The sequence below is a fragment of the Vibrio sp. WZ-1 genome (assembly GCF_052037695.1).
GTDB lineage: Bacteria > Pseudomonadota > Gammaproteobacteria > Enterobacterales > Vibrionaceae > Vibrio.
In genome coordinates, this window is sequence record NZ_JBQEQR010000074.1 from 53,359 (window position 1) to 68,275 (window position 14,917).

Annotated in this window: 11 protein-coding genes and 3 tRNA genes; 11 read left to right on the forward strand and 3 right to left on the reverse strand. The window is 43.7% G+C overall.

The window, feature by feature from the left end; genetic code table 11:
* Window positions 1-176: 176 nt before the first annotated feature.
* Window positions 177-2,018, forward strand: a complete 1,842-nt coding sequence (locus tag ACTS60_RS10420; RefSeq protein ID WP_440888157.1) for an Ig-like domain-containing protein — start codon at window positions 177-179, stop codon at window positions 2,016-2,018.
* Window positions 2,019-2,103: 85 nt separating this feature from the next.
* Here ACTS60_RS10420 and ACTS60_RS10425 read toward each other — a convergent pair whose 3' ends face one another.
* Window positions 2,104-3,357, reverse strand: coding sequence for a hypothetical protein (locus tag ACTS60_RS10425; protein WP_440888158.1), 1,254 nt, complete (start codon window positions 3,355-3,357; stop codon window positions 2,104-2,106).
* A gap of 504 nt (window positions 3,358-3,861) precedes the next feature.
* On the opposite strand from ACTS60_RS10425, the gene ACTS60_RS10430 reads away from it, so the two are divergent.
* The 9 genes from ACTS60_RS10430 (at window position 3,862) to cobA (ending at window position 12,025) form a co-directional block, all read left to right on the forward strand.
* A tRNA-Leu gene (locus ACTS60_RS10430) sits at window positions 3,862-3,948 on the forward strand.
* A gap of 34 nt (window positions 3,949-3,982) precedes the next feature.
* A tRNA-Cys gene (locus ACTS60_RS10435) sits at window positions 3,983-4,056 on the forward strand.
* 323 nt (window positions 4,057-4,379) lie between these two features.
* Window positions 4,380-4,453 (forward strand) — tRNA-Cys (locus ACTS60_RS10440).
* Window positions 4,454-4,773: 320 nt separating this feature from the next.
* Window positions 4,774-5,256 (forward strand): hypothetical protein, encoded by a 483-nt coding sequence (locus tag ACTS60_RS10445; RefSeq protein ID WP_440888298.1) that lies wholly within the window; start codon window positions 4,774-4,776, stop codon window positions 5,254-5,256.
* 129 nt (window positions 5,257-5,385) lie between these two features.
* Window positions 5,386-6,738 carry a diguanylate cyclase gene (locus ACTS60_RS10450; RefSeq protein WP_440888299.1) on the forward strand — a complete coding sequence of 451 codons (1,353 nt, stop codon included), beginning with the start codon at window positions 5,386-5,388 and terminating at the stop codon, window positions 6,736-6,738.
* Between the two features lie 309 nt (window positions 6,739-7,047).
* Window positions 7,048-9,606 carry a nitrite reductase large subunit NirB gene (gene nirB / locus ACTS60_RS10455; RefSeq protein WP_440888159.1) on the forward strand — a complete coding sequence of 853 codons (2,559 nt, stop codon included), beginning with the start codon at window positions 7,048-7,050 and terminating at the stop codon, window positions 9,604-9,606.
* 14 nt (window positions 9,607-9,620) lie between these two features.
* Window positions 9,621-9,944 (forward strand): nitrite reductase small subunit NirD, encoded by a 324-nt coding sequence (gene nirD / locus ACTS60_RS10460; RefSeq protein ID WP_005473845.1) that lies wholly within the window; start codon window positions 9,621-9,623, stop codon window positions 9,942-9,944.
* Window positions 9,945-10,119: 175 nt separating this feature from the next.
* A complete protein-coding gene (locus ACTS60_RS10465; protein ID WP_440888160.1) occupies window positions 10,120-10,968 on the forward strand; it encodes a formate/nitrite transporter family protein in 849 nt (282 codons plus the stop codon).
* A 298-nt stretch (window positions 10,969-11,266) separates the two neighbouring features.
* Window positions 11,267-12,025: a uroporphyrinogen-III C-methyltransferase gene (gene cobA / locus ACTS60_RS10470; RefSeq protein ID WP_440888161.1), complete on the forward strand. Its 759-nt coding sequence runs from the start codon at window positions 11,267-11,269 to the stop codon at window positions 12,023-12,025.
* Between the two features lie 22 nt (window positions 12,026-12,047).
* Here cobA and ACTS60_RS10475 read toward each other — a convergent pair whose 3' ends face one another.
* On the reverse strand, window positions 12,048-12,488 hold the full coding sequence (locus ACTS60_RS10475) for a DUF4174 domain-containing protein (RefSeq protein ID WP_440888162.1): 441 nt from the start codon (window positions 12,486-12,488) through the stop codon (window positions 12,048-12,050).
* Window positions 12,489-12,608: 120 nt separating this feature from the next.
* Here ACTS60_RS10475 and ACTS60_RS10480 point away from each other — a divergent pair, with 120 nt between their 5' ends.
* Complete coding sequence (locus ACTS60_RS10480; RefSeq protein WP_440888163.1) at window positions 12,609-13,097, forward strand: NYN domain-containing protein; 489 nt, start codon at window positions 12,609-12,611, stop codon at window positions 13,095-13,097.
* 104 nt (window positions 13,098-13,201) lie between these two features.
* On the opposite strand, the gene ACTS60_RS10485 is transcribed toward ACTS60_RS10480, so the two are convergent.
* Window positions 13,202-14,533, reverse strand: coding sequence for an anaerobic C4-dicarboxylate transporter (locus tag ACTS60_RS10485; RefSeq protein WP_440888164.1), 1,332 nt, complete (start codon window positions 14,531-14,533; stop codon window positions 13,202-13,204).
* Window positions 14,534-14,917 lie beyond the last annotated feature (384 nt).

Consider the following 14,917-nt stretch of genomic DNA (forward strand, 5'->3'; position numbering starts at 1 on the left):
ATTCTAATTAGAATGGTGATCTAAATTATATTGACGTTGAATATCAAGGCGTCATTTTTAATTGTGATTATTGAACTTCATTACTTTCTTTTCGTGAGAGGAGGTTAATGCTGTCGATAATTTAAAGTCGCAATCTGTCTTTGTATATTTAAAAGGCTAAATTTGAGGTTAATAAATTGAATTTATTCAACTCTACCAATGTCTTAAGTTTTGTTTCAGGCTTAGCGTTGAGAGCAAAAGGAAAAGTTGCAGTTTCTGTTGCTGCACTACTTAGTATCTCTACATTTTCGGCGTTCGCAGGTGACATGCTGCCTACGAAAGGTGAACAAAAAACATTGGTTCTACTGGTTAACTTCCAAGAAAACCCAAACGACCAACCTATTAGCATCGCTCAAGCCGAGAGTCTTGTATTTGGCGAAATAAACAATTTCTACCGTGACGCCTCTTTTGAACAAACTTGGTTATCTGGAGAGGTGGCAGGTTGGTTTACTCTACCGCTTTCTAATCAAGTTTGTGACTTTACAGCTGTGCAAAATGCTGCTGACGATAAAGCGGTGGCGGCTGGCGTTCCTTTGGCGAACTACGACCGCATTATTTACCTTATGACAAAAACAGCATGTGGTGTCGCTGGCTCTGCAACCCTACAAGGTATACCTTCAAGAGCTCACATTAACGGAGATTTTTCCGCAACCAACATTACGCATGAGCTTGGACACAACTTTGGCTTGCATCACTCTCGCGCTTTAGATTGTGGTGATGAAACCTTGGGTAGCCAATGTGAAATTCGTGAATATGGTGACACCTATGATGTCATGGGTGGCCCTGATATCGGGTACTTCAACACGTTCCAACGAGAGCAGTTAGGATGGTTAGATGGTGAGCATTCAAATAAGACAATTGAAGTAACACAAGACGGTAACTATTCAATCGCAAATTATGAGGTGCAAAGTGATCAGCCGATCACATTAAAAGTGCCGCGCGGTTTAGATTCAACGACAGGAATGATGCGTTGGTTCTACATTGAATATCGCCAGTCTGTAGGTTTTGATGATTTTCTTGATGATCGCTCGTACTCTTTCTACCGTGGTGATGTGACGGATGGCATCATTATCCGCAGTGCGACTGATGGTGATGCACGTAGCAGCAACCTTCTTCATTTTAAAACAGATTCTGAGTACAAGGCTGTATTTGGTCGAAATGATTGGTTTGATCCAGCAATGCCAGTAGGTGGAACATACACTGACCCGGATTCGGGTGTCACAATGACTTTGAATAGTGCTGCAAATGGTATGGCTGAAGTGAACATTCATTTTGGAAATCCAGGCAATGGTGGTGATGATAAGGTTTGTAGCACTCATGCACCAATAATAAAAGCAACAGCAACAACAGACAGTTCTGTGTACGCTGGTGAAAGTGTGCAATATAAAGTGATTGTTACTAACCAAGATAGTGCAGATTGTGCGAATACGACATTTTCAGTGAGTGCTACTGGACCAAGTGGCTGGCAAGCAACAAATGGGCAAGTGACGTTAGCTCCGGGAGCGTCTGGTCAAGTGCTATTGACAGTGGCTTCAGCGAGTAATGCAACTGCAAAAGACTACTCAATCGGTATGACTGCCTTGCATAGCCAAGACTCTAATGCTAGTGCGACAGGTACAGTGACTTACACTGTGATTGAAGAGGCTGGAACAATACCTGAGATAAGTGCCGTTAACGATAGCGTTGTGCTAACACAAAAGCAGCCAGTAACCATTGATGTACTTGCTAACGATGTAATTGATGAGGAAACGAAGGTATCTATTGTTACTTACACTAGCCCAAGTAAAGGTCGAGTTGAATTATTGTCTGATGGAAGCTTCCGCTATACGCCAGAAAAGCGATTTAAAAACACGGACAGTTTCAGCTATACCATAAGCGACGGTCAGAGTAGCTCTACCGCGTGGGTTAGCATTAATTTGCAAGAGTCATCAGACGGCGGTGGCAATGGCTCTAAGCCTGGTAAAGGCAACAACAAGTAATCTCTTAAAAATGCCCAGCAAATAAGTAGCTGGGCATTTATTATTTTGAATTAACTAGCATTGGTTGATGAATTAACCACGGCAGTTATTCAGGACATTGAACGGGCTCTGGGCAAGTAGGGCACAGAGTACATTCAGCATAGGCAGTCATGGCTTCTACTGTCGCACCGAAGACGGTTTCACCAACAGCGTCTACTGTATCAGCAAATGGAGGAACATCCCCACCTGCTAGAGGTAGTCCGTCACCTTCGCCCGGTACAGGTTCATAATCACCTTGGAAGTCTGCACATTGACCCGGTGTCAGTGTACCAACAAAGATAGGATCAGAGTCTTTGTTATCAATTACAACAACGTCATTTATTGTAATGTTCGATGTATTACAAACACTACCATTGTAATTGACTTCTAGACCGTACTCATGAATACCAGTGTTTGCAAAGCGGTTCACGACAATTACGTTACACTCTTTTTGAAGTGTTAACGCGCCAGGAATGTTTTGATTTGGACATTCCCAATCGGCATTGTCTGAAACTGCAACCTCTCCACCACCAGCAAGTGCAGCCGTTACTTCAGCGTAGTTGGTTATACCATTCTGAGCGACTCTAAAGGTGCCGTTAAATGTTTGATAGTCGCCAACGCCAAGCGTCGCAAGTTCAAACATATGAACGCCGTTATCGAGGTCTTCTTCAACGGCAGTGGTGTCTGTTGCTTTAATATCGTAAAGAGGCAACTGACCAATATTTTCAACTTTCAGCTCGTAGTTATATTGCAAGGAGTCGCCGTTAACAATGTTGTTAAACGTACAGACTTTAGTGATTTTGATTTCAGGTTTACCAGGGGTGTAACAAAACGAGATGTGGCTTAAACCATAAAAATCATCCTCTCGACGCACTGGAGAATGTAATCCAGTATCACTACTAACTAAAATGCCATCTGCAAAATACTGATACAAGTTACCAGTAGGGCCACCTTTCACAAAGATGCCTTGAATGATGACTGGACTTGAACCTTGATCCCAAGAAAACGTTTTGGCCCCTTCTTGTACCGATATTGCAACTTCTAGCTCACCATCAGAGTAAACACCATCTGCAACAGGTTCAATTTTGAATTCTTCGAGGTCTGGTATTCCATAGAAGTCAGCACAGGTAGGATTACCGTTGTATTGAACTGGTTGAACGCCTTGACCTGAAGGAGGACCAGCTTCGGCTCGGACGTTATGCGATGCTAAAAACGCACAACAGACCAAAAGCGAAGTGAGTAACTTGATCAGTTTTGTGTTTAGAGAACTGATACAACTGAAGTCCATATTGTACCAGCGCGTATTGTTTGTTTCTTTCATAAAACCTCCGGCGGGTATAGAGCGAGCTATACAACCGCATCGTTGTTCTTTCAGAAATAAGTTCGATACTGCACCGGAGTCATAGCATAGAGTGTTCCATGTATAAGTAGTTGTTTTTTGTGGGGATAATTATTTTTGGTGTGTTTGCCTTTGCACAGTTTGTCTACCCAAAGCGGAAGGGATCTATTTGACGGGGGTACTAAGCACTTGAATAAAAACAATTAAATCGAGGGCTTGTGCGGGTGTTCACTGAGTGAACAAAGTGTAACTGACTCTGAACAGAACGTGTGTCAAAGCTGAATACACCATAAACTCAAACAGAAGTTGATGGATAAATGTTACACCGATTGTATGAATAGCGATCATGCTGGGTTGCTTTTTAAGCATATGAATAAATAAGATAAAATAAACGGTTGACCTATAAATTTATTGAGTTAAAGTACGCCTCGTTCTCACGGCAAAGGTCGTTAGAGCAGATGGTGTTGCCATCGCATTGATTGCGTTGCCCTGGTGGTGGAATTGGTAGACACAAGGGATTTAAAATCCCTCGACGTTCGCGTTGTGCCGGTTCAAGTCCGGCCCGGGGCACCATCCCTCATTATATGAGAACAATAAAATTCGGTAAGGCGCCTTGGCAGAGTGGCTATGCAGCGGATTGCAAATCCGTGGACCTCGGTTCGATTCCGGGAGGCGCCTCCATTCGAATATAAAGAATTATTAAGCCTCGTAAGTAATGACGGGGCTTTTTGCATTTAATCGGCTTGTTTTGCTCGTAGTTATCAGGCAACTTTTACGCGATAAGTATCTGTTTTGAGCGAAAGAGTTTACGGTATTTGCATCAACAAAGACTTAAATATGTACTGAAGTGGTATGCTAAGTCGACATCTTGGTGGCCTTTTTAGCAAACAGATGGTTTGAAGCAATTAACCTTTGACTCAATAAAATAAATCATTAAAGTACACGCTTGTTCGAGGGATGCCCCGAGACAACCCTTCAAATGTTTTTCTATAAAACGCAAAAATGGCGCCTTGGCAGAGTGGCTATGCAGCGGATTGCAAATCCGTGGACCTCGGTTCGATTCCGGGAGGCGCCTCCATTATCTCCTTATTTCAATTTCTAACCATACACTTAAGTTACCAAAACTAAATACTTAAAATATCAAAAGTAACTCATTATCATCGTCGTTTTACTTTAGTAGTTTCGATGCACATCTCACATCTCACTTTTCATTTCTGAATGCTTGCCATGCTTCCCCAAAAGGCACATGCGCTATCAATGGAAATGAGTAATCTATAAACTAGATGAATTCTTGGCGCGTTGTAATTGCGGCAAAAGATTGTTAGCTCAGGATGAGCTTGTATCGTTTAGGGAGAATCAGTTGTGTTATGTTATTTGAGTAAGCGCGTAGTTGCTTTGATACTGAGTGTTTTATCTTTTAGTGCGTTTGGGGCATCACTAGCTAGTTACCCGGATGGATGGCAGGATTGGCCTGTTGTCAAAGAATCACAGAACCTCCCAGCAGACACCGTCTTGCCACCAGATACTTCATTGTTTATTCAAGAATCAGTCCGTGCATATAGTTGGATCAATAATGGCCAAGGTTCACCACTTACTATTCGGGTAAATCCTTCCAAAATAGACCAGTACCGAACTCATGGCCCTTACGCGGATGGGCCAACTGCCGTCGCGATCTCTGAAGTTGATGGTATTGTCTGGGTTACCGAGCACATTGGTGGTATGGCTATCTATGGTAGTTATGATCGTGAAGGGAAGGATATTAGTCATCAGCATCCATCGCTAGAGCCTTCATTTTGCCAAAGTTGTCACACAACGTATCAAGATATTTGTATAAATGGTACCTGTGCTGAGCCAGTCTTAGGCGTATATAAAGATAAGTAGTATTTTATTGTGCTTAATCGACTTTTTGGTTGGTTGACGATTAACCAGATGTTGTTTGTATCGCATCTGGTATTGGTGCTGTCTATCATTTTAGGCTTGTCGTTTACACGTTTTCAAAGTGAATGGAGCATGCGAATTGAGCATGCAGCCACCATAGCAAAATCTTATTTATCATCGCAGCAGACATTTCTTTCTGGCTCCATTGCTGGACGCAATTACGCAAACTTGATGATGCCATCGACAAAAGAAGACCTCAGAGCTATTGAGGATCTTTTGTTTGTTGAGATTTCTGGAGTGTCGGATTACAAAATGCATAAAGTAGCAGTCCGATATTTAGCAGAATCTAATCAAGTTTGGCGGATAGATGTCAGTGATCGAGAAGTAGAGACCCTCAAAGTTCGAAAAGACAACCTCGAGCATTTGCTTGCATCGACGTTAGATACTGATGAAATTACTCGGAATAAACTTCGGTATCTGATCAACAAAGCCAATATTGATTTGGAAGCGCTAAAAATAAGTCAGGATTTACACCTAAATACTCACTTACCTTGGAGTAAAGACAACCTTAACCACGCCGACTTTTACTATGACGCTAATTTATCAGTGCTTCATGTTGTTTTGCCATTGAGAAACATCAGAGGTGGCTATATTTGGGCTGTTCTGGATGCGAGAGACTTAGATACATTCAAAGTGACTTTGATTAAAGAGCTGCTTAGCGAAGCGATAATTGCATCTGTAATATCTATGGTACTGATATTCATAGTCACTATTTGGATTGTAAGCCCACTCAAACGTCTGTCGATGTCAATGAAGAAAGACATAGAAAAGATAGATCAATCCTATATTCCCGAAATTCAACGTTCAGACGAAATTGGTGAGTTAGCGCGGTCTTATTCCAGCCTTATTACTAAAATCAAAAACCAGTTGCGTGTTCTTCATCAGCAAACGGACACAGATGCATTGACTGGTCTTGGTTCTCGTTATCTATATCAACGCACCTTGCCGTTTGTTATTCAGGAGACTATAGAGCGGAAGGGTTACGCGTGCTTTGTTTTGTGTGATATCGACAACTTTAAGAAGTTTAACGATACATACGGCCACACCGAAGGAGATAACGCGCTGTGTGATGTGGCGGAAGTATTCCGTTTACTATTAGGCTCAGATGAGCCTTCATTCCGCATTGGAGGGGAGGAGTTTGCATTACTCGTTGATGGGAAGACCTTAGAAGAAATTTTTGCGAAAGTAGAACGCTTAAGGCAAGCCGTTGAGGCTTTGGCAATTCCACATGCCAAAAACCTACCTTCAGAAGTGGTTACTATTTCCGTGGGTGCTGTCCCTCTGACAAAAAACACTTCTTCTACCAGCATAGATGCATGTGAGAAAGCGCTAGAGAGGGCATTTGAAGTCGCAGACAAACATTTGTACGCGGCAAAAGACAAGGGGCGTAACGTCGTTATTATGGCTGAGGTGATTCAAGTATAAACAATTAACGTATGTTTTAAATGCAACGCGACCAGGTGGGATGCGCTTTAAACATCAGTAACAGATAAAATTTACAAAGAAATAAAGCTGAAGTCTTTTGTGAAAGATTGTTATGAATCCTACAGTGAGTTGATGAATTACTACACAAAAGTGTTGCAAGATTACTTTAAAACCCTTTAAAAACTAAGCTTTTATGTGGCCTACCCCTTTAGGGTAGTTTTATTCCGTAATTGATTTACATCATTTATTAATTTTCTTTCACATTTAACAATGCGCTCAGATATAAGAACCTAACCCTTAGGAAGTATTATGAGCAAGTTGAAGCTGGTCGTTATTGGTAACGGTATGGTAGGGCACCGTTACATTGAAGACTTAGTCGAGAAAACGGATGCATCTCAATATGAGATCACAGTTTTCTGTGAAGAACCACGTGTCGCTTATGACCGTGTCCACCTTTCTTCTTACTTTTCTCACCATACAGCAGACGAGTTATCTTTAGTCAAAGAAGGTTTCTACGAGAAGCATGGTGTGAACATGTTAATTGGTGAGCGTGCCATTAACGTAAACCGTGAGAAACGTATCGTCCATTCAAGTACTGGTCGTGAAATTCAATACGACAAGCTGATTATGGCAACTGGTTCATTCCCATTCGTTCCACCTATCAAGGGTCGAGAAAGTAAAGACTGTTTTGTTTACCGTACTATCGAAGATCTAAAAGCGATCGAAGCGTGCGCGAAGAAGAGTAAAGTCGGTGTTGTTATCGGCGGCGGCCTACTTGGTCTTGAAGCGGCGGGTGCATTGAAAGCGCTTGGCGTTGAAACTCACGTGGTCGAGTTCGCACCAAAGTTGATGGCTGAACAGCTAGACCAAGCGGGTGGTAATCAACTTCGCCAAAAAATCGAGAGCATGGGTGTTAAGGTTCATACGAGCAAAAACACACTTGAAATCGCTCCTGAGGGTAAAGATGCACGTAACGTTATGCGTTTTGCCGACGGTACTGAGCTAGAGACCGATTTCATCGTGTTCTCTGCAGGTATTCGCCCACAAGATAAGCTGGCTCGTGATATGCAGTTGGATGTTGCACCACGTGGTGGTATCGCCATTAACGACTTCTGTCAGACGTCTGATGAGAACATCTACGCGATTGGCGAGTGTGCTTCTTGGAATGAAACCTTCTACGGGTTGGTTGCTCCTGGTTACAAGATGGCAACGGTAGCGGTTGACCACATTGTGGGTAACGACAACAAGTTCGAAGGTGCTGACATGTCGGCGAAGCTTAAACTACTTGGTGTAAAAGTTGGCTCAATCGGTGACGCTAACGGTCGTACTCCAGGTTGTAAGAGCTACGTTTACCAGAACGAGGAGCAAGAAGTTTACAAACGCTTAATCGTCTCTGAAGACAACAAGAAGCTTCTTGGTGCGGTGATGGTCGGTGATACTTCTGACTACGGTGATCTTCTGCAGCTAATGTTGAATGAAATCGACCTACCAGAACACCCAGACGCACTTATTCTGCCAGCTCATGCTGGCGCAGAAAAACCAACACTAGGCGCAGATGCTCTGCCTGATTCTGCGGTTATCTGTTCTTGTTTCGACGTAACGAAAGGCAAAATCGCTGAAGCTGTTGCACAAGGGCACCACACTATTGGTGATATCAAAACGGTAACGGGTGCTGGTACAGGTTGTGGTGGTTGTATTCCACTTGTAACGTCAGTGCTAAACGCTGAACTTGAAAAAGCGGGCCTTGAAGTAAAAGCAGACGTTTGTGAGCACTTTGCTTACTCTCGCCAAGAGCTTTTCCACCTAGTGCGTATCGGTGAAATTAAATCGTTTGAAGAGTTGCTAGAGAAACACGGTAAAGGCTACGGCTGTGAAGTGTGTAAACCACTAGCAGGCTCTATCCTTGCTTCTTGCTGGGGTGACCACATCCTGAAGCCATCTCTGGTTAAGCTGCACGATACCAACGATAACTTCCTAGGTAACATGCAAAAAGATGGTACGTACTCTGTTATTCCACGTATGGCTGGTGGTGAAGTAACGCCACAAGCACTTGCAGCACTTGCAGAGGTTGCCGCTGAATACAACCTGTACACCAAGATTACAGGCGCTCAACGTATCGGTCTATTTGGTGCGCAGAAAGATGACCTTCCTGCAATCTGGAAAAAGCTAATCGAAGCAGGTTACGAAACAGGCCAAGCTTATGCGAAAGCACTGCGTATGGCTAAGACGTGTGTCGGCTCTACTTGGTGTCGTTACGGCGTTCAAGATTCAGTTGGCCTTGGCGTAATGATCGAGAACCGTTACAAAGGCATCCGTACACCTCATAAAATGAAGTTCGGCGTGTCCGGCTGTACTCGTGAATGTGCAGAAGCGCAGGGTAAAGACTTGGGCATCATCGCAACCGACGCAGGTTGGAACATGTACGTTTGTGGTAACGGTGGTATGAAGCCTCGTCATGCTACGTTACTAGCCGGTGACCTAGACCAAGAAACACTGATCAAGTACATCGACCGATTCATGATGTTCTACATCCGTACAGCAGCGCCACTCCAGCGCACATCAGTATGGTTCGAAAACTTAGAAGGCGGCATTGATTACCTACGTGAAGTAATCATGGAAGACAAACTGGGAATCAACGAGCAGCTTGAAGCAGACGTAGCGAAGTTGGTTGAAGAGTATCGCTGTGAGTGGACTGACACGATAAACGATGAAACTCAGCTTAAGCGTTTTGCACACTTCGTGAACTCTGATGAGCGTGACGATAACGTTATGTTCGTGACAGATGGCCGTGAGCAACATCGCCCGGCTACATTCACTGAAAAACATCCTGAAGCGAAAGGTGACATCCTTCACGTAGAAGTGGTTTAAGGGGAGAAGAGATCATGGCATTTACAAAAGTTTGCAACATCGAAGACATCATCCCAGGTACTGGTGTAGTGGCATTGTTTGAGGGTGAGCAAGTTGCCATCTTCCGTCCACGAGCGACTGAAGAAGTCTTTGCAATCAACAATATGGACCCATTTTTTCAGTCAAATGTACTGTCACGAGGCCTGATCGTTGAACACGATGAGCAGTTATGGGTCGCAAGCCCACTTAAGAAGCAACGCTTTAACCTAGCAACAGGTGCATGTATGGAAGACGAGCGCATGAGCGTGAAGTCGTACAAAGCACGAGTAGCAAAGGGCAAAGTAGAGATCGCCGCGTAAATATTCAGCATAGCTAAAATAGTTGTTGTTGCAGCTAGGCAACAAAGAAGAAGGCTATGGAGATTTAATAGCTTAAAGGCTCGTCATTTCTTGGCGAAAAACAGAGAAATTCGCGAGCCTTTCACTATTCAATTTTAACTTTTTAACCTTCAAATTTTTGAATAAGGACACATTCATGTCTACAGACTTTAAACCTGCTGAATTCGTACAAACCATGATCAACGTGGGTGAGGCGAAAACCAATACCAGTACTCGTGACCTTCTGCTTCGCGGTACTATGGCGGGTATCATCCTATCGCTTGCGGTTGTTGTGGCAATTACCACAATCGTTCAAACTGGTGTTGGCATTGTAGGTGCACTTGTCTTCCCAGTTGGTTTCGTGATTCTTAGTGTTATGGGCTACGATCTAGTAACGGGTGTTTTCGGTCTAGCGCCTCTCGCTAAATTCGCAAACCGTCCTGGTATCACTTGGGGTCGTATCTTCCGTTGTTGGGGTCTTGTAGGTTTGGGTAACCTAATCGGTTCTCTAATCGTAGCTTACCTAGTGGCAATCTCTCTAACAGGTAACTTCTCTCTAGAATTAAACGCAGTAGCGAAGAAATTTATCGCTGTTTCTACCGCACGTAGCCTTGGTTTTGAAAACATGGGTATGGACGGATGGATTACGTGTTTCGTACGCGGCATCTTCTGTAACCTGATGGTTTGTCTAGGTGTTATCGGCAACATGACTGCACGTTCAGTTTCAGGTCGCGTAGCGATGATGTGGTTCCCAATCTTCATCTTCTTCGCACTAGTATTTGAGCACACAGTAGTAAACATGTTCCTATTCCCACTAGGTATGATTCTAGGTGCTGATTTTGGTATTGCGACATGGTTGAACTTCAACCTTATCCCAACAATCCTAGGTAACATTGTTGGTGGTCTTGTAATGACTTGTATTCCACTGTATCTAACTCACGCTAAAACTGCGCCTTCTATCAATGCTGAAGAAGAAGTAAACGCACAACCAGCAATGGTTAAGTAATCGAGGATTCATGACCAACATCTGGTAATGAACGAGTCGGGATTCTTTTTGAAATAGAACAGAGAGATTCCCGACTACGCTCCTTCGTCGCTCTCGGAAAAGACTCAAAAGGGGCTGAATAACAAGTACTATTCACCAAGTGCGATGACTACCAAAGCGAAAAGTTGGTCATTCCCTAGATAGAGGAATGATAGAGTAGGTCATTTCTTTCCCATCCATGAATAAGCCATTTGGCTATAAAAAGAGTTTCTTCTCAAAGAGCCTCTCTTTATATCTAAATTTTTCGATAGGCGTTGATATGACTACTGTTAACTCATCTTTAAACAGCGGCTTTGTTTCTCTTGTTGGCGCAGGCCCTGGTGATCCAGACTTGCTCACAGTAAAAGGCTTAAAAGCCATTCAAGCGGCTGAAGTTGTGGTGTACGACCGACTGGTGTCAAAAGATATCCTTGAATTGGCTCATGCATCAGCAGAGATGATCTACGTAGGCAAAAAATTAGACTTTCACTGCGTACCTCAAGATCAAATCAACCAAATCTTGGTGCAAAAAGCGCAAGAAGGTAAACGCGTTGTACGTCTAAAGGGCGGTGACTCATTTATCTTTGGTCGAGGTGGTGAGGAGCTTGAAGAGTTAGCTGAATTTGGTATCAAATACGAAGTGGTTCCGGGAATTACTGCCGCGGCAGGTGCAACGGCTTACGCGGGGATCCCATTAACGCACCGCGATCATGCTCAAAGTGTTCAGTTTATTACAGGCCATGTACAAAATGACGGTCGCGAGATTGAATGGCATTCGCTAGCGCAATCCAACAACACACTTGTGTTTTACATGGGTTTGAAACAAAGCGGTCATATCATGGATAAGCTGATTACGCATGGTTTGGACCCTGAAATGTCATGCGCAATCATTGAAAATGGTACGCGCCCAGAGCAACGTGTTTTCCAAGGTAAGTTAAACGAGCTATCGAGCATGGCAGAGCAAGCAGTGAGCCCTGCGTTAATTGTGGTTGGCAGCGTAACACAGCTACACAACAAATTGGATTGGTTCGGCAAATAACGAGCGCCCATACCGCTAAGCATTAAATGGCGCAAGGACTGCGTTTCTGTTGCATCTCTCTTTTCCGCATTGGAATTTGATCGATAAGATTATTGATGAACTGCCAATCGGTCTTCGCGCCCCAGCGGTATTTTTCTTCGCCATCTTTGCCCAACAGAATCGCAGTGTGTTGACCTGCTTTGACGTCGTAGAGTGCGGCCAGCATTTTCAAATCGAATTCTTCTTTTAACCAAGAAGGTTCAGTAAAGCCGTCTTCCGCAATGACCAAGGTGATGACGTCTCGATCTTCCAGTTCGCATTCATTCATCAATGCTTCCAGTAAAAATTGCTTAACGTGGTCGTCTTTTTCGGGGGCAAAATAGAGTACGCTACGATGTGGCCAGTATTGGGCATGCGCTGGATATCCAAATGCCGAACTTGATATGAGGCATGAAAGCAATAGGGTAATGATCGTCTTACTCATGGCTTCACTCCTTGACACGCGAATACCAAGTTATACGGTAAGTTTAGTGGAATTAGCTCATTGTGCTTTGGTTCAAAGTGGAATAGGGTATGCGACAAATAAATAAAGCGTGTTAAGTAGATGAATTCGGAAAGCAAACATAAAATCGCCATCTTGGTCGATGTACAGAACGTGTATTACACCTGTCGTGAAGCGTACCGTAGCAATTTTGATTACAACCAGTTTTGGTATGTCGCGACGCAAGGGAAAGAAGTGGTAAGCGCGCGAGCTTATGCTATTGCGAGTAATGACCCAAAACAGCGTCAATTTCACCATATTCTGCGTGGTGTTGGCTTTGAAGTGATGCTTAAACCGTTTATTCAACGCCGTGATGGCAGTGCTAAAGGGGATTGGGATGTGGGTATTACGCTTGATGCGATTGAAGTAGCGCCGGAAGTAGATGAGATCGCTCTTGTCTCTGGCGATGGTGATTTTAGTATGCTGGTGGAACGCATTCAGCAACGATTCAATAAAAAAGTTACTGTGTATGGTGTACCAAAGTTAACGTCTCAAACACTGATTGATTGTGCCGATCACTTCGTTGCAGTCGATGATGATTTTCTTCTTTAGTCTCAACTAGCGATGTGGCTTAGAGAATAAAGAAAGGGCGAGTCAATTCAGGCTGTACGCAAACGTACAATGACTCGCCCCAAACTTTCTTATCTATGTTCGGTTTATGATGGGATAATCATTTGTCCTAACACGTAACCTAGGCAGCAAGCACCAATCACGCCAATCAAGCCCACAGACATGAATGAGTGGTTGAAGTACCACTTACCAATCTTAGTAGTACCTGACGTATCAAAGTTTACTGTCGCGATATCAGAAGGGTAGTTCGGGATAAAGAAGTAGCCGTAAACCGCAGGCATTAAGCCGATAAGCAGCGCTGGTTCCAAACCAAGACCCAGACCCACTGGTAGCATCATACGCGCTGTCGCAGCTTGAGAGTTCACCACAACAGACACAATGAATAGTGCTAGTGCGAATGTCCAAGGGTAGTTGGTTACCATCTCTACGATGCCTGACTTAAACTGAGGCATTGCGTATTGGAAGTAAGTATCTGACATCCAAGCAATACCGAAGATAGCAATCGCTGCCACCATACCTGATTTAAAGACAACGCCATTTGGTACATCACGTGGATCGGTTTTGGTCGCAAGTAAAATGATACCGCCAAAGCAGAGCATCATCATCTGAATAACCACTGCCATGCTGATTGGTTTTGCTCCGTCAACGATGGTACGTACTTCCGGCCACATCGCGATAACGACGATCACAAGAATTGAAAGAATGAACAGCAATACCGAGTTACGTGCGCTAGTTGGTAGCACTTCGTCCAAAGACGTTGCGGTTGTGTTCAAGATCTTCTCGCGCCAAACCGGATCTTTCAGACGTTCTTGATATTCTTCGTCGTCTTCAAGCTCTTTGCCGCGTTTCAAGCTGTACAGTGACATCAGCAGTGTACCGAACAAAGTCGCAGGTACAGTTACAAGTAGAATAGAAAGTAAAGTGATCTCGTGTTGAATATCTGACAGCTGCGCTAGATAGTAAACCACCGCTGCCGAGATCGGTGAGGCGGTAATCGCGATTTGAGAAGCGACAGAAGCTGCAGCCATTGGACGCTCGGGACGAATGCCATTTTTCAAAGCAACGTCGCCAATGATTGGCATGATGGAGTAAACCGCGTGACCAGTACCAAGCATGAAGGTCATAGAATAGGTTACAAAAGGAGCAATCAGAGTCACACGCTTTGGATTTTTACGTAAGACACGTTCAGCGACTTGCAGCATGTATTTTAAGCCACCAGCGGCTTCAAGAATGGATGCACAAGTGACCACCGCTAGGATGATGAGCATAACGGTGACGGGTGGAGACGTTGGAGGCATTTTGAAAATGAAAACTTCAATGACCAAACCAATGCCAGATACGACGCCAAGACCAATGCCGCCATACCGAGAACCGATATACAGCATCACGAGCAAAAACAGAAACTCAAGATACAACATGTTTAATTTCCTTATTAGAAACAGGGATATCTATTGTTTCTATATTCAAGAAAAAAATACTTTGCCTTGTTCACATTCCATTTTATAAGAAATAGCAATGTTCAGTTATTTGGGACAGTTCACGCTCAGGGCCAGAAGTGTTATCAGGATGATATCTAAGGTTTGCGTAAGCTTATTTCGCTTCAACATCATTTGTTAACATGCGTGTAAAATGTAACCATTATGAACAGTGCTATAAACTTGGCGGGTTGTTTGGTTGTCTTTTGTAAAAGAGGTGATTCTTGCATTGGTGCTTATCGTAGCGTTTTGAGTAATTTTGTAGAACGCTATACCGCGTCTGATCAAAAAAACTTACAAGATCGCCTAAATGCGCGCTGAAAAAAG